At 71.9% G+C, this 20,400-nt stretch carries 20 protein-coding genes; 13 read left to right on the top strand and 7 right to left on the bottom strand.

Annotated features, from left to right (window positions below; all coding sequences use genetic code 11):
• The first annotated feature begins 53 nt into the window (after window positions 1-53).
• Entirely contained in the window at window positions 54-1,106 is a 1,053-nt protein-coding gene (locus ACIGFK_RS16435; RefSeq protein WP_400052265.1) for a hypothetical protein, read from the top strand.
• 17 nt (window positions 1,107-1,123) lie between these two features.
• Here ACIGFK_RS16435 and ACIGFK_RS16430 read toward each other — a convergent pair whose 3' ends face one another.
• The 3 genes from ACIGFK_RS16430 to ACIGFK_RS16420 form a co-directional block, all read right to left on the bottom strand.
• Complete coding sequence (locus ACIGFK_RS16430; RefSeq protein WP_376655227.1) at window positions 1,124-1,744, bottom strand: hypothetical protein; 621 nt, start codon at window positions 1,742-1,744, stop codon at window positions 1,124-1,126.
• A gap of 112 nt (window positions 1,745-1,856) precedes the next feature.
• Window positions 1,857-2,276, bottom strand: a complete 420-nt coding sequence (locus tag ACIGFK_RS16425; protein ID WP_386462984.1) for a CBS domain-containing protein — start codon at window positions 2,274-2,276, stop codon at window positions 1,857-1,859.
• Window positions 2,277-2,530: 254 nt separating this feature from the next.
• Window positions 2,531-3,706, bottom strand: coding sequence for a site-2 protease family protein (locus tag ACIGFK_RS16420; RefSeq protein ID WP_400052262.1), 1,176 nt, complete (start codon window positions 3,704-3,706; stop codon window positions 2,531-2,533).
• A gap of 526 nt (window positions 3,707-4,232) precedes the next feature.
• Between ACIGFK_RS16420 and ACIGFK_RS16415 the strand changes: the two genes are divergently transcribed.
• The 9 genes from ACIGFK_RS16415 to ACIGFK_RS16375 all read left to right on the top strand — a co-directional run bounded on the left by ACIGFK_RS16415 (window position 4,233) and on the right by ACIGFK_RS16375 (window position 12,724).
• Window positions 4,233-4,877 (top strand): CBS domain-containing protein, encoded by a 645-nt coding sequence (locus tag ACIGFK_RS16415; protein WP_376655230.1) that lies wholly within the window; start codon window positions 4,233-4,235, stop codon window positions 4,875-4,877.
• A 125-nt stretch (window positions 4,878-5,002) separates the two neighbouring features.
• The gene (locus ACIGFK_RS16410; RefSeq protein ID WP_376655231.1) at window positions 5,003-5,713 is read left to right on the top strand and encodes a response regulator; all 711 of its coding nucleotides are present in this window, start codon (window positions 5,003-5,005) and stop codon (window positions 5,711-5,713) included.
• A gap of 158 nt (window positions 5,714-5,871) precedes the next feature.
• Window positions 5,872-7,665: an acetate--CoA ligase gene (acsA, locus tag ACIGFK_RS16405; RefSeq protein WP_376655232.1), complete on the top strand. Its 1,794-nt coding sequence runs from the start codon at window positions 5,872-5,874 to the stop codon at window positions 7,663-7,665.
• Window positions 7,666-7,688: 23 nt separating this feature from the next.
• Entirely contained in the window at window positions 7,689-8,747 is a 1,059-nt protein-coding gene (gene pdhA, locus ACIGFK_RS16400) for a pyruvate dehydrogenase (acetyl-transferring) E1 component subunit alpha (protein WP_376655233.1), read from the top strand.
• A complete protein-coding gene (locus tag ACIGFK_RS16395) occupies window positions 8,744-9,751 on the top strand; it encodes an alpha-ketoacid dehydrogenase subunit beta (RefSeq protein WP_376655234.1) in 1,008 nt (335 codons plus the stop codon). The genes pdhA and ACIGFK_RS16395 overlap by 4 nt, the downstream gene beginning before the upstream one ends.
• Window position 9,752: 1 nt before the next feature.
• Window positions 9,753-11,045: a dihydrolipoamide acetyltransferase family protein gene (locus ACIGFK_RS16390; RefSeq protein ID WP_376655235.1), complete on the top strand. Its 1,293-nt coding sequence runs from the start codon at window positions 9,753-9,755 to the stop codon at window positions 11,043-11,045.
• Window positions 11,042-11,308 carry an acyl carrier protein gene (locus ACIGFK_RS16385; protein WP_376655236.1) on the top strand — a complete coding sequence of 89 codons (267 nt, stop codon included), beginning with the start codon at window positions 11,042-11,044 and terminating at the stop codon, window positions 11,306-11,308. Before ACIGFK_RS16390 ends, ACIGFK_RS16385 begins: the two co-directional genes overlap by 4 nt.
• 112 nt (window positions 11,309-11,420) lie before the next feature.
• A complete protein-coding gene (locus ACIGFK_RS16380; RefSeq protein WP_376655237.1) occupies window positions 11,421-12,023 on the top strand; it encodes a CBS domain-containing protein in 603 nt (200 codons plus the stop codon).
• A 41-nt stretch (window positions 12,024-12,064) separates the two neighbouring features.
• A complete protein-coding gene (locus tag ACIGFK_RS16375) occupies window positions 12,065-12,724 on the top strand; it encodes a CBS domain-containing protein (protein WP_376655238.1) in 660 nt (219 codons plus the stop codon).
• 41 nt (window positions 12,725-12,765) lie between these two features.
• Here the strand turns inward: ACIGFK_RS16375 and ACIGFK_RS16370 are convergent, their stop codons facing one another.
• On the bottom strand, window positions 12,766-13,098 hold the full coding sequence (locus tag ACIGFK_RS16370) for a hypothetical protein (RefSeq protein WP_376655239.1): 333 nt from the start codon (window positions 13,096-13,098) through the stop codon (window positions 12,766-12,768).
• 176 nt (window positions 13,099-13,274) lie between these two features.
• On the opposite strand from ACIGFK_RS16370, the gene ACIGFK_RS16365 reads away from it, so the two are divergent.
• The 3 genes from ACIGFK_RS16365 (at window position 13,275) to fdhF (ending at window position 18,396) form a co-directional block, all read left to right on the top strand.
• On the top strand, window positions 13,275-13,766 hold the full coding sequence (locus ACIGFK_RS16365) for a CBS domain-containing protein (protein WP_376655240.1): 492 nt from the start codon (window positions 13,275-13,277) through the stop codon (window positions 13,764-13,766).
• A gap of 191 nt (window positions 13,767-13,957) precedes the next feature.
• Window positions 13,958-15,652, top strand: a complete 1,695-nt coding sequence (locus tag ACIGFK_RS16360) for an NAD(P)H-dependent oxidoreductase subunit E (protein ID WP_386462971.1) — start codon at window positions 13,958-13,960, stop codon at window positions 15,650-15,652.
• Window positions 15,649-18,396 carry a formate dehydrogenase subunit alpha gene (gene fdhF, locus ACIGFK_RS16355; protein WP_400052256.1) on the top strand — a complete coding sequence of 916 codons (2,748 nt, stop codon included), beginning with the start codon at window positions 15,649-15,651 and terminating at the stop codon, window positions 18,394-18,396. The genes ACIGFK_RS16360 and fdhF overlap by 4 nt, the downstream gene beginning before the upstream one ends.
• A 74-nt stretch (window positions 18,397-18,470) precedes the next feature.
• On the opposite strand, the gene ACIGFK_RS16350 is transcribed toward fdhF, so the two are convergent.
• From ACIGFK_RS16350 to ACIGFK_RS16340, 3 genes are all read right to left on the bottom strand, one after another.
• Window positions 18,471-18,974: a flavodoxin domain-containing protein gene (locus ACIGFK_RS16350; RefSeq protein WP_376655243.1), complete on the bottom strand. Its 504-nt coding sequence runs from the start codon at window positions 18,972-18,974 to the stop codon at window positions 18,471-18,473.
• Complete coding sequence (locus ACIGFK_RS16345; RefSeq protein ID WP_376655244.1) at window positions 18,971-19,429, bottom strand: Hsp20/alpha crystallin family protein; 459 nt, start codon at window positions 19,427-19,429, stop codon at window positions 18,971-18,973. The genes ACIGFK_RS16350 and ACIGFK_RS16345 overlap by 4 nt, the downstream gene beginning before the upstream one ends.
• Before the next feature lie 288 nt (window positions 19,430-19,717).
• Window positions 19,718-20,362 carry a helix-turn-helix domain-containing protein gene (locus tag ACIGFK_RS16340; protein WP_376655245.1) on the bottom strand — a complete coding sequence of 215 codons (645 nt, stop codon included), beginning with the start codon at window positions 20,360-20,362 and terminating at the stop codon, window positions 19,718-19,720.
• Between the last annotated feature and the right edge of the window lie 38 nt (window positions 20,363-20,400).

Raw genomic sequence — 20,400 nt, 5'->3', positions numbered from 1 at the left:
CTCGCTGGGGCCGAGATCCATACTGGGTGTGGAACTCGCGTGGAGGTGGCCGGTTGAGTTACCTGACGATGGGCGTGTGCCGGGAGGCGGCGCCGGACGAGAACCGGGTCGCGCTGGTGCCTGACCTCGTCGGCCCGGCGCGGGCACTCGGGCTGCACGTGCTCGTCGAGTCCGGGGCCGGCGCATCCGCCTCGATACCCGACCGCCTCTACCGGGAAGCGGGAGCCGACATCGCCACACGCGATGCGGTCTTCGCCCGGGCCGACATCCTGGTCGGTATAGGGCCGCCGGTCGTCCCGGCGGGCGGCCGGTTCCGGCAGGGGCAGGTGCTGGTCGCGCTCCTGGACCCGCTGAGCATTCCCTTCCAGGTCCGGCGGTGGGCGGACGAGGGGCTCACCACCGTCGGTCTCGATCTCGCACCGGCCACGCTGCCGGCGGCCCGCTCGATGGACGCTGCCGCCTCTCAGGACCGGCTCATCGGCCATCAGGCGGCACTCCTCGCAGCCGACCGCTTCGGACGCCCCCTGTCGGCCGCGCCGGAGCCCGGCTCGCCCGGCGCGGCGCGGGCCTGCGTGATCGGGTCGGGTGCCGCCGCACGACAGGCGGCCGAAACCCTCCGCCGCCTCGGCGCCCGGGTCCGCGCCGTCGACGACCCTGGGGGCGCGCCGGTTCACCCCTTCCTGCTCAGGGACGTCGACATCGTCGTCGCAGCCATTCGGCCCGGAGGTGAGCGGCGAGCGCCGGTCCGGGTGACCGCCCGAGCGATGGCGGGGATGCGTCCGGGATCCGTCGCCGTCGATACGGCCGCGGGCCCGGACGGCGGCGTCGTCGAGGGTGTCCGGGCCGAGGGCATGTCGACCGCTGGTTCCGGCGTCACCGTCATCGGCGCCGGCGGACTCCTTCAGCACATCCCCGCAGCCGCTTCCACGGCGTACGCGCGCAGTGTCACGGCACTGCTCGAGCGCATCGTGCGGGACGGCACACTGCAGATCGACCCGACCGATCCGGTCCTGGCCGCCATGATCGTCACCCACGGCGGCCTCGTCCTGCACGAAGCCGCCTGGCAACTGATCCTCGACCAGACTTCCTTGGCAGGCCTGCCCTGACGCTTCACCCGGACGGGTCACCGCCCGGGCACGGTCTCCCGGAGCATGGCCGCCTGTCGGGCCACGGCGACTGCCCGGTAAGCACATTCCTCGTAACAGCGGCCGATCACTGCCGCATCGACGGCATCTGCCGCCACGATCGTCAGGTCCCCTTCCAGCAGCAGACGGCTCAACGCCTCCTGACGACGGCTGATGTCCGCCAGCTCCCTGCCGACAACGGCATGGGGGGCAGCGAGTGCGACGACGTCACTCGTCCGGCCGATCAACCTGAGACATGATTCGCCCATGTCTCGCACGGGTCGCCGGACCACCTCGGGAAGCGGACGCGTCGATCGCCGCTCCCACGCGATGTCGCCCACCTGGCGGGTCAGCAGGCCGATACGGCCCACGTCCTGACCGACGTACAGACCGGTGAGGACGGAACGCAGATCTGCAGCCTCATCAGCCACATCAAGATCGTCGGCGCTGTTCCGCAGCGCGGTCAAGGCCCTTCCGAGCTCGGCCATCTCCCGCTCCGCACCAGGCCCGCTCCCCACGAGCACGGCCGTGGCCAGGCGCAACGCGTCATGGGCCAACTGAAGCACGTGCGCCACACCATCGACGGTCGGGCCCATCTCAGCCCGGGCTCTGTCACCCACATCCGGCTCCTGCTCCACGGCCGAACGTCGCCCCCGCGTCCTGCCTACGGCAACGGAAGGTGCCACGGCGGTCTTCGCCATCGAGTCACGTGGTATGCCGCGCCGACGGCAGTCAGGAGGCGGTGCAGACGGTCTCGACGAAATGACCGACCTGTTCTTCCGTGAGGTGCCGGGCCAGGTCGGCTTCGCTGATCATGCCGACCAGCCGGTGGTCTTCGATGACGGGCAGTCGTCGGATGCGGTGCTCCTGCATGATCTGCAGGACCTGTCCGGTGTCCGCATCCGCTGCAACCGTGTACGGCTTGCCCTGGGCGAGCATTCCTGCCGTCATGTGGTGGGGATCCTTGCCCTTCGCCAGGCACTTCACGACGATGTCGCGGTCGGTGATGATCCCGTGGAGCCGGTCGTCCGGCCCGCAGATCGGGAGTGATCCCACCCCCAGTTCGCTCATGCGACGCGCCGCGTCCATGAGCGTCTCCTCTTCCTTCACGCAGGACGCACCCTTGTGCATGATTTCTCGTGCGGTCGCCACGGCTTCCTCCTTCCCCGGGTCAGTACCTGCGGCCTGCGCTGTGCATCCGGCCCGCCGCTTCAGCGAACGGCTTCGATCACGTTCGCGTCCTGTACCGGTCCTTCCCTCCAATTCTCCGTCCCGGTGGTCAGCGGCGCGAGCGCGGTCCGGCTCCCCCGCCCGATCCTGCGATGTGATCAAGTGTGGTGGCCGGACCGTATGGCCCGGCGAGCCGGATCGCGGGGTTCACACCCCACGGTCCGTGCGGGGCCGCCTCACCAGGTGTCGCTGCGACCCCTGTCGCCAGGAGTGTGCTTGCCGGTGGGGGCAGTCATCAGCCAGGAGACGGTGCGGCTGATGTCGGAGGACGCGACGATGCCGACCAGGCTGCCGCTGTCGTCGATGACGAGGGCCCGTCCGGTACCACCTGAGAGCATCTTCGGCAGCATGTCGACGAGCTGGTCGTCAGGTCGGGCCACGACGGCTTCCGACCGCGGGACCATGACCTCGTGCACCGTCGTCACCCCGCGCTGCGCCTCGGCCACCCTGCTTGCCGCGGCGAGCGTGAGCAGGCCCTCCGGGGAGCGTCCGTCAGCGCCGACGACGGGGAAGGCCGAGTGGCGGTAGCGGTAGCGGGGATCCGCCAGGAGGTCCGCGATGGTCAGGTCGGCGGACACGGTGACCGGGGAGGGCGTCATGGCGTGCCGCACGGTCACGCCCGCCAGCACGGCTCGCACCTGCGCCTGCCGGCCCTCCGCGGTCGCCGCGGCGATCAGGAACCAGGCGATCATGACGAGCCACAGCCCGCCGACCAGGTCGCCGCGCGCGAACAACAGCAGTCCTGCCAGCAGGAGGAACCAGCCGAACCCGCGCCCGGCCGCGGTCGCACCGGCCGTGGCCCGTGCGCGGTCCCCGGTCTTCCACCAGAGGAAGGCCCGCAGCAGCCGGCCTCCGTCCAGCGGAGCGGCCGGCACGGAGTTGAACAGCGCCAGAAGAAGGTTGATCACCGCGAGCCAGACCAGGGCTTCACTCACCAGACCTCGCCCCGCCGTACTGTCGACCAGCCACGCCACAAGTGCGAGGAGCGCACTCAGCCCCAGGCTGACGAGCGGTCCGACTCCCGCGATGCGCAGCTCGGCGGCGGGTGTGGACGCCTCCGTTCTGAGCCTGGCCACCCCGCCCAGAAGCCACAGAACGATGCCGTCCACCGCCACCTCGTTGCGCCGGGCCACCAGCGCGTGGGCCAGTTCGTGGGCGAGCAGGGACGCGAAGAAGAGGGCCGCGGTCAGCAGCCCTACGAGCCAGTAGGCCCACCAGGCGCGCCCCGGGGACACTTCGGGCAGTCGCCCCTGCGCCAGACCCAGTGCGATGAGCGTGAAGATCGCCAGGATGCTCCAGTGCACACCCACCCGGACTCCCGCGATCCGGCCCAGTACGAATGTCGGAGTCATGGTTCCTCCCACGCCGTCCCCGAGCGCCTTCCGGCGTCCGGCGAAGACGCTACGACCGGCGCCTCAAGGCCTGCGGGGCGAGGTCCCTCACCCGGCGGCAGGCCCGGGGCCGTCAACCGCGACGGGCCGCTTCAGCCGACGGCCCGGCCGTGCCGCACTGCCCGACTCCTCGGGGGCGACTCCCGTACTCGCCTCGCAGACCATCACCAGCGTAGGCACCGGACGTTGCCGTCGAAGGGGCCGACCGGGTCCCCTGCTTGCCCCCATCGGCCCCGGGCATCGACCACATCGGCATCGACTCGGGGCGATCCGCCCCGGGGGCGCGGTGGTCGGCCGACCGGGGCAGAGCGTCACGGCCGCCCGCGGTGGAAGCCGCACCCCCGGTCCCATGGGCCGATCGGACCTCCCCATGGCCCCACAGGCCCTGGGACGGCGCGAGCCGGAGTGCTCGAATGGAAGGGTCCGACCGGACCGCGAGGTCAGGAGCGGCGCAGACACTGCCCGGACAACGGCTAAGGAGCCGGTCATGCCCGCATCGCGCTACACCGTCAGTGACGTCATGACGCACACGGCCATCGCCATAGGCCGTGAGGCTTCGTACAAGGAGATCGTCGAGCTGATGCACGAGTGGAAGGTGAGTGCGGTCCCCGTGCTGGAAGGCGAGGGCCGTGTCGTGGGGCTCGTCTCAGAGGCCGACCTGCTGCCGAAGGAGGAGTTCCGCCGCGAGCAGCCCCGCCTGCCGGACCAGCTGGAGGAAGCCTCAAAGGCCGGAGGCGTACTCGCCGAGGAGCTGATGACGAGCCCGGCCATCACGGTCCACCCGGATGCCGGCATCGCCGAAGCGGCCCGCATCATGGCCCGCAAGCACGTCAAGCGCCTTCCGGTGGTCAACGGGGTCGGCATGCTGGAAGGCGTCGTGAGCCGCAGCGACCTGCTGAAGGTCTTCCTGCGCCCCGACGAGGAACTGGAGGAGGAGATCCGCCGGGCCGTACTGGCCGAGCTCGCACCGGGCCTCACCCTGGACTTCTCGGTGCAGGACGGGGTCGTCACCCTTCGGGGCCGACTGCACGACCGGGCCCTGGTACCGCTGCTCGCGCGCGCCATCAGCGCCGTCGAGGGGGTCGTGGACGTGCGGATGGAACTCGACGGCGCGGTCTCGGCCACCGCGTAGGCAGGCGCGGCGCTTCCGTCGTGACGACTGCGACCCGGGGGGGTGTCTCGCAGGCGCGTACCGGCCCCGTGCTGAGACAATTCGGGTGGAAGCATGCGTAACGCAGTCCGGATCAGGCGGCGAACATGTCCGACGTAGCAGGTGGCTCCTCCGAGGTCCCGATCAAGGTGTTCCTGCTCGACGACCACGAGGTGGTCCGGCGGGGGCTGCGGGACCTCCTCGAAGCGGAGGCGGACATCACCGTCGTCGGTGAGGCGGCCACCGCGGAACAGGCGCTGGCACGCGGGCCCGCGCTGCGCCCGGACGTCGCGGTCCTCGACGTGCGTCTGCCCGACGGCGACGGCATCACCGTGTGCCGGGAGCTGCGCTCCCAAATGCCGGGGCTGGCATGCCTGATGCTGACGTCGTTCGACGACGAGGACGCCCTGCTGGACGCGATCATGGCAGGGGCGGCCGGGTACGTGCTCAAACAGATCAACGGCTCCGACCTGGTGTCCGCGGTTCGCACCGTCGCCACCGGCCAGTCGATGCTCGACCCTGCGACCACGGCCCGTCTGATGCACTCGTTGCGCGACCCGGATTCGGCCCGGCTGCCCGAGGACACCCGGCTGACCACGCTCTCCGAACGGGAACGAGCGATCCTGGAACTGATCGGAGACGGCCTCACCAACCGCCAGATCGCCAAACGGCTCTACCTGTCCGAGAAGACCGTCAAGAACCACATCTCCCGGCTGCTGGGCAAGCTCGGCGTCGAACGCCGGGTCCAGGCGGCGGTGATCGCCGCACAGGCCCACGAGCAGGGGCACGACGGCAACACGTCGCCCTCCAAGAGCTGACCGGTCAAGCCGGGTGACGCTCCGCGCCGACCCGGGCCGGCACCGAACGGGACCGAGCGGTCCCCGCCCGGGCCCGTTCGGCCCTCCCCCGACGCGCCGCATCCGGCGGATGGTGGTTGCGCACCGCCATCAGGCCTCGTGGTGGACGAGGAGCCGTCATGACCTACCCGATCATCACCAAGGAACGCCACCCGCACGACACCTGGCGGCTCTCGGACTACGAACGGACGCGCGCGGCGTTCACCTGGGGCGAGGCCCGGACGTGGCTGAGCGGTCTGCCGGACGGCGGCGGCCTCAACATGGGATTCGAGGCGGTCGACCGGCACGTCGAGGCCGGCCACGGCGCGTGGGAGGCGTTGCGCTGCGTCGCCGCCGACGATTCCGTCACCAGCGTGAGCTACGCGGACCTCGCCGCCGACACGTCCCGTTTCGCCAACGTCCTCACCGGCTTGGGGACGGCCCCTCAGGAGCGTGTCTTCACTCTGCTGGGCCGGCGCCGGGAGCTGTACACCGCCGTTCTGGGCACACTCCGTGCCAGACGTGTGCTGTGCCCGCTGTTCTCGGCCTTCGGCCCGGAACCGGTGCGGCAGCGGCTCGCGCTCGGCGACGCCCGGGTCCTGGTGACCACCGAGGCCCTGTACCGGCGCAAGGTCGAGGCGATCCGACCGCTGCTTCCCGGCCTGGCGCACGTACTGCTGGTCGGCGCCGTCACCGACCCTCCGGCGGGCACCCGCGTACTCGAACACCTCATGGCGCAGGCCTCGCCGGTGTTCACGGTGCCGCCGACCGACCCCGAGGACATGGCCCTGCTCCACTTCACGAGTGGAACGACCGGCACGCCCAAGGGGGCGGTTCACGTCCACGACGCGGTCGTGGCCCACCATGCCACTGCGTCCTTCGCCCTGGATCTCGGCCCCCAGGACGTGTACTGGTGCACGGCCGACCCCGGCTGGGTGACTGGCACCTCGTACGGGATCATCGCCCCTCTCTCACACGGTGCCACCCTGGTGGTGGACGAGGGCGAGTTCGATGTGCACCGCTGGTACCGGATCCTCGACACGCAGGACGTCGCGGTCTGGTACACCGCTCCCACGGCGATCCGGATGCTCATGCGGGCCACGCCGCGCGGCAGCGGCAGTGGCCTTCCCGGCCCGTACGACCTCTCCGCCCTCCGCTTCATCGCCAGCGTCGGCGAGCCGCTCAACCCCGAAGCCGTGCTGTGGGGGCAAGAGGTCCTGGGCCTCCCCGTGCACGACAACTGGTGGCAGACGGAAACCGGCGCCATCATGATCGCCAACTACGCTTCCAGCGACATCCGCCCCGGCTCCATGGGGCGCCCCCTGCCCGGCGTGCACGCGGCGGTCCTGGAGCGCGGGCAGGACGGCCGTGCGGCGGTCACCGACGGCCACGTGCGCCCGGTGGGCCGACCGGGCGTGGAGGGTGAACTGGCACTCCGGCCGGGCTGGCCCTCGATGTTCCGCGGCTACCTGGACGACCGCGCCCGGTACGAGGCCTGCTTCGCCGACGGCTGGTACCTCACCGGCGATCTGGCCAAGCGCGACGAGGACGGCTGGTTCTGGTTCGTGGGGCGTGCCGACGACGTGATCAAATCCGCCGGTCACCTCATCGGGCCGTTCGAAGTCGAAAGCGCGCTGATGGAGCATCCGGCCGTGGCGGAGGCGGGGGTGATCGGCCGCCCGGACCCGGTCGTGGGGGCCGTGGTCAAGGCCTTCGTCTCGCTGCGGCCCGGCTATGAGGCGGCGGACGCGCTGAAGCGCGAACTGCTCGCGTTCGCCCGGCAGCGGCTCGGGCCCGCAGTGGCCCCGCGTGAGATCGACTTCGATCAGAACCTCCCCAAGACCCGCAGCGGCAAGGTGATGCGCCGCCTGCTGCGGGCCCGTGAACTCGGCCTGCCCGAGGGCGATCTGTCCACCCTGGAAAGTCCTGCCTGAGCAGCGCGAGGAAAGGCCCGGCCATGAACGCCACCACCAGGAGGGCCCCCGGCCCGAAGCGTCCCGGCGGCCGTCGTCAGCCGCATGCGGCCCAGGACGGCGATCCCCACCCCGGACGTGACCATCAACTGGAGCTGCTGCGGCAGATGCTGCTGATCCGCCGGTTCGAGGAACGTTGCGTCGAGCTCTACAGCGCGGCGAAGATCCGCGGGTTCGTCCACCTGTACATCGGTGAGGAGGCGGTCGCCGTCGGTGTCGGCCAGTCCCTCCGCGAGGAGGACGCCGTCGTGTCCACCTACCGCGAGCACGGTCACGCGCTCGCACGGGGCGTGCCCGTCGGCGCCGTGATGGCGGAGATGTTCGGCAAGGCCACGGGATGCAGCCGTGGCCGTGGCGGGTCCATGCACTTGTTCGACGCCGGCCGGCGGTTCTACGGCGGCAACGCCATCGTCGCCGGAGGGCTGCCCCTGGCCGCCGGCCTGGCGCTCGCGGACCGGATGCGCGGCGCCGAACGGGTGACGTGCTGCTTCTTCGGCGACGGGGCCTACGCGGAGGGCGAGTTCCACGAGACGGCCAACCTCGCCGCCCTGTGGCAGCTGCCCCTCCTGCTGGTCTGCGAGAACAACCTGTACGCCATGGGGACCAGTCTGGCGCGGGAACACGCGCAAACGAACCTCGCGATGCGCGCCGCGTCGTACGGTATGCCCGCCTGGACGGTCGACGGCATGGACGTGCTGGCCGTCGAAGCCGCCGCACGGCGGGCGGCGGAGTCCGTCCGGGCGGGCGGCGGCCCGCACTTCCTGGAGGCACGGACCTACCGCTTCCGCGCCCATTCCATGTACGACCCGGACCGGTACCGCAACAAGGACGAGATAGCGCAGTGGAAGACGCGTGACCCGCTGGACGGCCTGGAGAGGACGATGCGTACCGCCGGAACCATGGACGACAGGGCCATGAAGCAGCTGGAGGAGGACGTGACCACCGAGATCGACGCATCCGTACGCGCCGCGGAGGCCGCCCCCTACGAACCCGTCACCGACCTGTTGAGGTTCGTGACGAGCACTCCCGGGAGGGCGACGTGAGCGCGCGCCGGTCGGCGGATGGAGCCGCGGCCGCCCGCACGACCTACCGGGAGGCCCTGCGGGAAGGGCTGCGGGAGGCGCTGCGCGGCGACGACAGGGTCTTCCTCATGGGAGAGGACGTCGGCCGGTACGGCGGTTGCTTCGGGGTGAGCCTGGGGTTGCTGGAGGAGTTCGGGCCCGACCGGATCCGCGACACCCCGCTGTCGGAATCCGCTTTCGTGGGGGCCGGCATCGGTGCCGCGCTGGGCGGGCTGCGCCCTGTCGTCGAGATCATGACCGTGAACTTCAGCCTGCTCGCCCTCGACCAGATCATGAACAACGCGGCCACCCTGCTGCACATGTCCGGCGGGCAGCTGAACGTACCGATCGTGATCCGTATGACGACGGGGGCGGGCAGGCAGCTCGCCGCCCAGCATTCCCACAGCCTGGAGAGCTGGTACGCCCATATCCCGGGCATCCGGGTGCTCACCCCCGCCACCGTGGACGACGCCCGGCACATGCTGGCCGCGGCCCTCGACGACCCCGACCCCGTCGTGTTCTTCGAGCACGGGAGCCTCTACAACGAGGAGGGCGTGCTGGACGGCACGATCGATTCCGTCGATCTCGACTCGGCGGCGGTCCGCCGGTCCGGCACGGACGTCTCCGTGATCACGTACGGCGGCTCGCTGCCCAAGGCCCTGGCCGCGGCGGAGGAGCTGGCCCAGGACGGCATCAGCGCGGAGGTGGTGGACCTGCGGTCCCTGCGGCCCCTGGACGACGCCACGGTGCTGGAGTCCGTCGCGCGCACCAACCGGGCCGTCATCGTCGACGAGGGCTGGCGCAGCGGCAGCATCTCGGGGGAGATCGCGGCCCGCATCACGGAGCAGTCCTTCTACGACCTCGACGCGCCCGTCCAGCGGGTGTGCAGCCAGGAGGTACCGATCCCCTACGCCCGGCAGCTGGAGGAGGCCGCCCTGCCCCAGCCCGCCTCCGTCGTGGCGGCGGTCCGCCGGGCGGTGGCCTGACATGGGCGATTTCACCATGCCGTCCCTGGGAGCCGACATGGACGAGGGCACCCTCGTCGAGTGGCTGGTCGCCGCAGGGGCCGAGGTCGCGCGGGGCGACGTAGTCGCCGTCGTGGAGACGGCCAAGTCGACGATCGAGGTCGAATGCTTCGAGTCCGGCACCGTCACGGAGCTTCTGGTCGATCCGGGCACGACGGTGCCCGTGGGGACCCCGCTGGCTGTCATCAGCCCCACTGTCTCCGGGCCCCCTGCCGCGGCGTCCGGACCGGTCCTCACCGGACCGGCTCTGGCCACCCCCCTCGTACGGCACCAGGCGGCCGAGGAAGGGGTGGATCTCCAAGCGGTGCACGGCAGCGGCAGGGGCGGCCGGATCACCCGCGGGGACGTGTCCCGGGCCGCACACCCAGCGCCGGTGCGGATCACGGCGTCACCGCTCGCCCGGCGTCTCGCCGAGTCCCTGGGCGTCGATCTGGCCGCCGTGGAGGGCACGGGCAGCCGCGGCGCGATCAAGGCCGACGACGTCCGCGCCGCCGCTGGAGCCGCAGCCAGGGAGCCCGCTCCTGCCGTCCCGACCGAACGGGCCGGGCCGGCCGGGCCGCCTCCCGCGACCACCGAGACCCGTGCTGCGCCGTCCGCCGGGGATCGTCTCGCCATCGCCCGGCTGATGACCCGCGCCAAGCGGGAGATCCCGCACTATTACCTGTCGACGGTCATCGACCTCGCCGCGGCTCTGGAATGGATGCGTGCCGAGAACGGTGAGCGGCCGGTCGCCGACCGTCTCGTCCCGGCCGCGCTGCTGCTCAAAGCCGTCGCGCTGGCAGCCCGTGAGGTGCCCGAGCTGAACGGCCACTGGAGCGACGACCGGTTCGTGCCCGCCACCGGCGTCCGCCTCGGCACGGCCGTGTCGCTGCGCGGGGGCGGCCTGGTGGCCCCTGCCCTGGCGGACGCGGACCGCTTGCCCCTGCCGGAGCTGATGGCCGCCCTGAAGGACCTCGTCGCCCGGGCGCGGCACGGCAGGCTCCGCGCCTCGGAGACGGCGGACCCTTCGCTCACGGTGACCAACCTCGGAGATCAGGGCGTCGAGGCGGTCTTCGGCGTGATCTACCCGCCCCAGGTAGCGATGGTGGGCCTCGGTCGGGTGACCGACCGGCCCGTCGCGGTCGACGGAATGCTCGCCGTCCATCCGACCGTGACCGCGACCCTGTCCGCCGACCACCGGGCCAGCGACGGTGCGACCGGCTCCCGCTTCCTCACCGCACTCGACCGCCTGCTCCAGCACCCGGAGGACCTGTGACCCGCGACGAAGCCCTCGAGACGGTCAAAGCCGTGATCGAGGAGGTCGTGCCCGGCGCCGACCTCTCCTCGGTGTCCCCCCACGAGAACTTCCGCGAGCACCTGGAGATGGACTCGCTGGACTTCCTCAACTTCGTCGAAGTGCTCAGCGGTCGCACGGGGCTCACCCTGCCGGAACAGGACTATCCGTCGCTCACCACCCTCGAGAGCTGCGCGGAGTACGTGGCCACCCGTACCCGGGGCACGCATGGGGACCTGTCGTGAACAACGTGAGAGTCGGACCGCTCAGCCCCTGCCCGGGGCCCGGTCGGCCCTACTCCCCACGGGTGTGGACGGCGAGTCTGGGAAGGCACGGAATCCAGCGGCTGGAGGAGTCATGCACCACCTGCGCACCGTCAACGACGTCATGACGCACGCCGTCGTCTCGGTCGACCTCACGGCACCGGTCCACGACATCGTCGGGACCATGCGGCGTTGGGGTTACAGCTCCCTGCCCGTCCTCTCGGCCGAGGGCAGGGTCGTCGGCGTGGTCTCCGAGGCCGATCTCCTGGTCAAGGCGGAGGGCACCGACGCGTCCCACAACGTGACCGCCGGGCAGCTGATGACCGTTCCACCCGTGACCGTGCCCAAACAGGCCACGATCGCCGGAGCCGCCCGTCTGATGGCGAGAGGACACTTCAAGCGGCTGCCGGTGGTCGATGACGACGGCAGACCCGTGGGCGTCGTCAGCCGCGGCGACCTCCTGAAGATCTACCTCCGCCCCGACGCGGACATCGCCGAGGAACTGCGGGACCTGCTCACCTCGCAGCTGATCCCTTCCGGATCGGCGATCGTGCACGTGCACGTCGACCACGGTGTCGTACGGATGGAGGGCGAGGTGGCCGATCCGGCACTGGCCGACGCAGTCGTGCGCGTCGCGCGCGCCGTTCCCGGAGTCGTGGACGTCACGTCCACGCTCCACTCGCGGGTGCCGGCCTGACGGCGGCGCCGAAGCAGGCAACGAAGGGAAGGAGCATCACGGTGAGGCACAGGGAAGTGGGCGAGCTGATGACCCACGAGGTCGTCACGGTCCCGGGGCACACGGCCTTCAAGGACATCGTGCGCACGCTCGGCGAGCACAAGGTCTCGGCTGTGGCGGTGACCGACGCCGCCGGCCATCCGATCGGCGTCATTTCCGAGGGCGACCTCCTGCCGAAGTCCGCCGACCAGGGAGGTTGGTTCCACTCGCTGCCGCGCCCCGAAGCGTGGGAGAGCGACAAGGCCGCCGGTACCACGGCGGAGGAGCTGATGTCGGCGCCGGCCGTCTGCGCCCGGCCCGACTGGACCGTGGCGGAGGCCGCCCGGCTCATGGAGAGCCAGCGGGTGAAGCGACTGCTCGTCGTCGACGACTCCGACGTGCTCGTGGGCATCGTCACCCGCGGCGACCTGCTGCGGATCTTCCTTCGCGACGACGACACCATCCGGCACGAGATCACCGGCGACGTCCTCGACCGGACCCTCCATCTGGATCCCTCTGCCGTCTCCGTCAGCGTCGAGAACGGCCAGGTGACGCTCCACGGGGTGGTGCGCTTCAAGAGCCTCATTCCCGTCGTGGAACGGCTGTGCCGTACCGTCGACGGCGTCGTCGGGGTCACGGAGCGGCTCTCCTGGGAGACGGACGACGTCGATGCACACCGCTGAGCCGACCCGTCACTCCTGACCGGTCGGCTCACGGCGTCCGTTCATCCGGCGGCCCACGTCGGCGTACCGTCCGCCCTCCGCAGCGCCGGAGGGACGATCGGCCAAGGGGTGAAGGCGGCCGAACCGCCGGCGCGGACGGCTTCCACCGCGTTCTGGTGGACCGAGCGGCCGGCTTCGGGCGATGCGCAGGGTACGGGGCTGCCGGCCAGGGCGTGCCACTCCGCCGCGCCCACGTACTGGACGGCGACGTGTGCCTGCTCCGGCTCCCACGTGGTGCGCACCGTCAGTTCCCCGGTGAGGGTTCCGGCTGCATCGGTGAGCACGCCGCCGGGTCCCGTGAAGACCCCCGTGGTGGTCCAGGTCGTGGTTGCCATCTCAGATCACCTCGGCGACAGGAGTGCGGGTCGGTATCTGCTCGTCATGGTGCCCTCCTCGGGCAGTGCCGCCCAGGGCCATGCGGTCCCGCCCTGCGGGTCCGCATGGCCCTCCTCCGGTCCGCTGCCCGGGCCTACGGTGAGCATCAGGGGATCCGGCTGGAAGGAGCTGGACGATGAACGTGTCCGCATGCATGTCCGCACCCGCGGTGTCCGTCACCCCCACGACGGCCATCGGAGAGGCGGCCCGGCTGATGGGCGTCCACGGCGTCGGCTGCCTGGCCGTGACGGAGGGCGGAGTCCTGCACGGCATCGTCACCGATCGTGACATCGCCGTACGCGCGGTGGCCTCAGGGCTCGACCGCGACGATCCGGTGCGGGAGGTCATGAGCACCCCCGCCGTCACCGTCGGCGTCCGCGACGACATCCACACCGCGTACCGGATGCTGCGCAACAGCGGGGTCAGACGCCTGCCCGTACTCGACGGACAGCGCGTCGTAGGCATGCTGACGGTGGACGATCTGCTGATGGACGTCTTCCGGAGGGTGGCGGACCTGCTCGGCCCGGTCGCCTGGAGCGTCCTGGAGGAGCCTCCGGGCCCCCGGGACGAGATCGGCCCGCGCGCACAAGTGAGCGGAAAGAGTCCGTCCGCTTCTCGCGGATCCTGATTGCGCGGTGCACGGCCGCCAGCCGCTTCTCCGCATCCTCACGGGACTCTTTCCGTCACCTTCATCACAGCACGTCCCGGCGGGGCACGACAGGGCCGAACGGTCCCTTTTCACTCCCGGACAGCCCTCGCACTCCACGGGACCGTGGGTCACGGTGGTAGGAAGCACGCTCCTTTGCGCAAGGAGGAGGCATGAACGGCGGGCAGACCTCCGGCGCCGGTCGCTTCGACGCGTTGCGGGCCGTCGCCTCCCGGCGGGGACGGCCCGGGGACCGGCTTCTGGACGAACTGTCGCGGGCCCGGACGGCGAACACCTGCGACAGCGCGAGCTGGTCACCGGGCGTCGCCACCCGGCTCGGTCTGCCCGCCGCCTCGGCCCTCGGCCCAGCCACGTTCTACGCGGACCTCGCGGCCCCCCACGGACGGCGCCATGTCCGCGTGTGCACCGGCGCGGCATGTTTCGCCGCGACCGGCGGGCGCCCCCTCGACGCAGTGGAAGAGGAACTCGGCCTCCGCGCCGGAGGCGTCTCACCCGACGCGGCCGTCTCCCTCCAGGCCGTCCGCTGCCTCGGCCATTGCTACGCGGCACCGGCTGCCCTGACCGACGGCCGGGCCTGCACGGGCCCCGCCCTGGCCGACCAGATCGCGGGACGTGCCCCGTGCGCTGCCCCCTCCATTCCCCGTGCCGACGCCACCGGTGACCCGGTGCTCCTGGGCTCCGGCCCCGCGGTGGTGGACCCTCTGGAGGTCTGGAAGCGGACCGTCACCGCGTCGGACCCCGGGGACGTCCATGAGCAGGTAGCGGCATCGGGTCTGCGGGGCCGGGGTGGGGCCGCGTACGGCGTGGCCGCGAAATGGAAGGCGGTGCGGCTTTCGGACGACACGGTGGTGGTGGCCAACGGCGACGAAGGAGACCCCGGCTCGTACGCCGACCGGCTCCTGATGGAAGTCCACCCCCGGCGTGTCCTCGCCGGCCTGGCACTGGCCTGCTTCGCCTGCGGAGCGGACAGGGGGCGGATCCTGGTCCGCTCCGAGTACCCCGCGGCCCTCGCAGCCCTTCACCGCACGTGCGAACAGGCCTATACGGAGCGGCACTTCGGGGAGAACGTGCACGGCACGGGCCGTGCACTGCAGGTAGAGGTGTGTGCCGGGCACGGGTCGTACGTCGCCGGTGAGGAGACCGCGCTGATCGCGAGCCTCGAAGGCGGTCGCGGCTGCGCCCGCGCGCGGCCGCCGTACCCTACCGAACGGGGCTTGTGGGACGCCCCCACGGTGGTCGGCAACGTGGAAACGCTGGCCGCCCTGCCCTGGATCGTGAGCCGGGGCGGCGCCGCGTACGCCCGGCGCGGGACCCCCTCCGAACCGGGCACCAAGCTCGTGAGCCTCTCGGAGCGGTTCGCGCGGCCGGGCGTCTACGAGGTCGAACTCGGCACCTCCGTGGAGCACATCGTGTCCGGGCTCGGCGGCGGGCTGAAGGACGGGGCGCGGCTGGCCGTCCTCCAGATCGGCGGCCCCCTCGGCGGTTTCCTGCCCGCGGACGGCCTCGACGTGCCGCTGGCCGACACGGAGCTGGCGGCTCGGGGCGCCGCCCTCGGCCACGGGGGCCTCGTCGCCTTCGACGACTCCCTCGAACCAGCCGATGTCCTCCGTCATACCTGGCAGTTCGCGGCCGCCGAGAGCTGCGGGGCCTGTTCGCCCTGCCGCGTCGGCACCCGTCAGGGGCTGGAGTTGGCGACGGCCGGTAGCGATCCCGGCGAGGACTGGGTCCGGCTCGCGCGCGTTCTGGAGGAGGCGAGCCTGTGCGCGTTCGGGCGGCGATTGCCCGCGGCCGTGCGCAGTCTCGCCCGAGCCTACGGGCAACGCTTCCCGTCGGGGTGGGCACCGTGACCGGCACGCTCACGCTCGAAGTCGACGGCCGGATCGTGGTGGTGGCCGAGGGGGCGTCGCTGCTCGACGCCGTCGGCGCCGCGGGCGTGGAACTGCCCGCGCTCTGCTCCGATTCCCGGCTGAGCCCGGTAGGCTCGTGCCGGACCTGCCTGGTGCGTGCCGAAGGGCGGTTGGTCGCCGCCTGCGTCACGCCTGCCGCTGCGGGAACGCGGGTGTCGACCGGCGCCGACGAACTCGTGGACCTGCGACGGGATGCCGTACGGACGATCGTCTCGGCTCTCCCTCCGCACGCCCTCGGGCCGCGCGTGCCGTCCGAACTCGCGCGGGTCTGCCGCGACCTGGGCATCGGCCCGGAGGACGCACATGGGGACGGCGGCGGTGAACGGGACGACTCCCACCCGTACGTCCACCTCGACCGGGACCTGTGCATCGCCTGCGGACGGTGCGTCCGGATGTGCGCCGAAGTCCAGGGGACGTTCGCGCTCACCCTCACCGGACGCGGCGCGGACACCGTCGTCGCACCGGGTACGGGCGGGCCCTGGGCGGAATCGGACTGCGTGGCCTGCGGTGGCTGCGTCGACACCTGCCCGACCGGGGCGGTCACCCATCCGGGAGGGGGCAGCGGCCTGACGTCCGGCGAGCTGCTCCGGGTGGTCCCCCGTGACGCCGACGCGCCGGACGTCGTCCGAACGACCTGCGGATTCTGCGGGGTCGGGTGCACTTTGGACGTGGCCGTCCGGGACGGGGCGATCGCGGCCGTGCTGCCGGCCCGGGACGGATCCGTCAACCACGGGCACGCGTGCGTGAAGGGCCGGTTCGCGCACGGGTTCGCCGTCTCGGGCGAGCGCCTGACCACTCCCCTGATGCGGTGCGAGGACGGCCGTCTGGAACCGGTGACCTGGGACGCCGCCGCCGCACACGTCGCGCAGCGGCTGGCAGGGGCGATCGCCGGGCACGGCCCCGACTCGGTCGCCGCCATCTCCTCGGCCCGGGCCACCAACGAGGAGAACTACCTGTTCCAGAAGTTCCTGCGCACCGTGGTCGGGACCAACAACATCGACAACTGCTCCCGCCTGTGCCACGCCCCCTCGGCCGCCGGGCTCGTCGCCTCCTTCGGGCTGTCCGGCGGCACCGACACGTTCGACGACGTGGTCCGGGCCGACTGCCTGCTCGTCGTCGGCGCCAACCCGGTCGAGGCCCACCCGGTGGTCGGGGCCCGGCTGCTGCAAAGCGCTCTGCGCGGGGCACGGCTGGTGGTCGCCGACCCCCGGGAGGTGGGCCTGGCCCGGTACGCCGACGTCCACCTTCGGCCGAGGCCGGGGACGAACGTCGCGCTCTTCCACGGACTGGCTCATGTCCTTCTGGCCGAGGACCTCGTCGATCACCGGTTCCTGCGCGAGCGAGCCGGCGGGGTGACGGAACTCGCGGAACTGGTCGCCTCTTACACCCCCGAGCAGGTGGCCCGCCTGACGGGTGTGCCCGCGGCGGACCTCGTCACCGCCGCCCGGCTGTACGGACGGGCCGGACACCCCGCCATCGTCTACGGGCTCGGCGTCACCGAGCACCTCCACGGCACCGACGGGGTCCGCACCCTGGCCAACCTCGCCGTCCTGCGCGGCGCCGTGGGCACCGATCACGGCTACGGGGTGAACCCGCTGCGCGGCCAGAACAACGTCCAGGGCGCCTCCGACATGGGCGCCCTCCCCGACCTCCTGCCCGGCTACGCCAAGGTGACCGACCCTGCCGCCCGCGCGCGGGCCGAGGCGGTATGGGGCGGGGCCGTCCCAGCGCGGCCAGGACTGCGCATCCCGGACATGTTCGCCGCCGCGCGTGCGGGCACATTGCAGGCGCTCTGGGTCCTGGGGGAAGACGTCTGCGCCACCGACCCCGACACCGGGAACGTGGAACGGGCCCTGGAGGCCTGCCCGTTCGTCGTCTGCAGCGAGCTGTTCCTGTCCCGGACCGCCCGGCACGCCGACCTCGTCCTGCCGGCGGCTTCCTGGCTGGAGAAGGACGGCACCTTCGTGAACTTCGACCGCCGTTTCCAGCGGGTCCGGCCCGCGATCCTTCCGCCCGGCCAGGCCCGCACCGACTTCGCGGCCCTCCACGCGGTGGCGTCAGCCATGGGGCACGACCTCGGCTGTCCGACGCCGGCGGCCGCCCTGGCCGAGTGCGCCCGTACCGCGCCGCTCTTCGCCGGACTGTCGCACGAACGCCTCGACCGGGAGGGAGCCGTGGCCTGGCCCTGCCCGGACCCCGCCGGACCCGGCACGCCGAAGCTGTACCAGGAGCACTTCGCCACTCCTGACGGGCTCGCCCACCTGGCCGCCGCACCGTACCTGCCGCCCGGAGAAGCCCCCGACGACGACTACCCGCTGATCCTCGTCACCGGCCGGCGCTGGGCGCACTACAACTCCGGCAACATGACCCGCCGCAGCGGCAATCTCGGTCTCGCCCCCGTCGACCAACTGGACCTTCACCCGGACGACGCGGGCCGCCTCGGCATCCTCGACGGCGAGCCCGTCGCGGTGGAGAGCCGTCACGGCCGCGCCCACCTCACGGCCCGGCTCACCTCGGAGACCGCACCGGGCCAGGTGTTCTGTGCGTTCCACTTCCCCGCGAGCGGGGTGAACCGCCTGACCTCCGGCCACACCGACCCCGTCACCTCCTGCCCGGAGTACAAAGTCACCGCCGTCCGGGTGATCGCGGGTGAGGGGATGCCGCGCCGAGCCGGCCGCGCGTGACCTTTCGCAGAACACGGGCTGTTCGCGCATGAGCCGGCCCGCAGGTCGGCGAGTCGGCTCCGTGACCCGGCCGCTCAGGCGGCCGTGGCGAGTTCGCTGCTGATGTGGTGGGCCCAGGTCTGGATCCGCTCCGAGTTGCGGAAGTCGCCGCCCTTGCCGTGCCGTACCAGTGCCTTGGCGATGATTCCCGGTGTGTTCGCGGTGATGCTGCCTCCGAAGGTGACGTGTTCGCGGGCGCCGAGCCGTTCCATCTGCTTGGCCACGGCCGGCACCGGGGGGATCTCGTGCTGTTCTGCGGAGCTGTCGACCGGACCGCTGCTGAACAGCCACACCGGCCGGTGCTTGAGGTAACGCTCGTTGCGTTCGGCGCAGTGCAGGGCCTTGCCGCTCCAGCGGCCGGCGTAAAGGGACCCGCCGAGGACGACCGCGTCGAAGCCCCGGACGTCGTCCACGTCGTCCGCCGGAAGCACCACGGCGTCAAGGCCGTCCTCGCGGAGGGCCCTGCCGATCTCCGAGGCGATCCCGGCGGTCGCGCCGTGCCTGCTGCCGTATGCGACCAGCACCCTCTTGGGGGTCATGGCTGCTCACCCGTCTGCGGGTCCTGGGGACGCTTGACGGGAATGCTGCGCCGGCCTGCGGGAGGCTCGGGCTCCATGGGGACGCGGACCGTGAGGATGCCGTCTTCGTACGAGGCCTCGACTCCTTCGGAGGGAATCTGGCCGGGCAGGCGGACGCTGCGGCGGAAGGATCCGTAACGGAACTCCGAGTGGTCCTTGTCCTCCGTGCTCTCGGTGTGCTCGGCGCTGACGGTGAGGGTGTCGCCGTCGACGGTGATCTCGACGTCCTTCTCGGGGTCCAGCCCGGGCATCTCGGCGCGGAGCGTGTACGCGTCGTCGGTGCTGGTCACCTCGATCGGGATGGGGTGGATGCCGAGGGCCGGCCGCCACATCGGGAAGCGCGGGAAGTCGGCTCCGAACCATTCGGTGAGGTCGGGGAAGAGGCTGCGCCTCCGCTCCATCTGCGTGCCTGACATGGGGTGCTCCTGAATCTCCGGCGCCGCGCTACGGGCGCCTTCGTGCGGTTCCTGTCACCACTGTCCGCCTGCCGGCCCACGGTCCGCTTGGGCCTGTCGGGGCAGCCACGGGACCATTCGGCCCCGGCCGCGGGGCCGCCGGACGGCGCACCCTGGGAGCACGAGTGCCTCCGCCGCGCTCGGAGCCCCGACCTCCCGCCCCGGCCGCTCCGGAGCTCCGGTCCCGCCTGACGGAGGAAGTACGAGGACGCCTGCTCAGGGATCGCGGGGACACGGGTGCCGCCCGTGTCACGGACGGAACTCCACCCGCCGGCCCGTGAGCCGGTGGGGAGCGAGCTTCATCCAGTGGGTGCGCTCTCCACCCGCCCAGGGCGTGGCGTGGGCCGCATCTGCCAGGAGCTCCAGTGCCTCGGGGCGAGGGGCCGCCTCGAGCATCCCCACGGCCAGTACGCTCCATCCCCTCGCCGCCACCTCGTCGATCCGCTCCACCTCGAAGGCGGCTTCGGTGCCGGCGGCCCGTGCCGGAAGGGTGTCGGCCCCGGTCCGGAAGACGATGTCGTCGTCGGCGATCAGGTAGTTCACGGGATGGACGGCGGGGCCGTCCGCGGTGAAGACGGCAATCCGGCCGATCCCGCGGTTGCCGAGCAGCCGTCGGCACTCGTCCTCGTCCAGAACGACCGGCTGGGCGTCGGTTCGGGGTGTCCTGGTCGGTCGCCCGGGGTCGTGAGCGCCGGGGGTGCCGGCCAGGGCGTCGACGGTGGTGCCGAGCGCCTCCGCGAGGCGGACGAGTATTGCGACCGTCGGGAGGGCTGCGTAGTCCTCCAGGGAGGCGATGTAGTGCGCGTCGGCCCCGCAGCGCTCCCCCAGCTCCTCGCGGCTGATTCCGGCCGCAGTCCGACGGGCGGCGAGCCGCCGCCCCAGGTCGGTGGTCATGGTGTCAGCCCTCCTCAGGCGGCTGGGTCGCCGCGTCG

It is taken from the genome of Streptomyces sp. NPDC085524 (assembly GCF_044541755.1).
GTDB lineage: Bacteria > Actinomycetota > Actinomycetes > Streptomycetales > Streptomycetaceae > Streptomyces.
The sequence above is the reverse complement of the archived record's forward strand: the minus strand, read 5'-3'. Positions and strand labels throughout refer to the sequence as shown.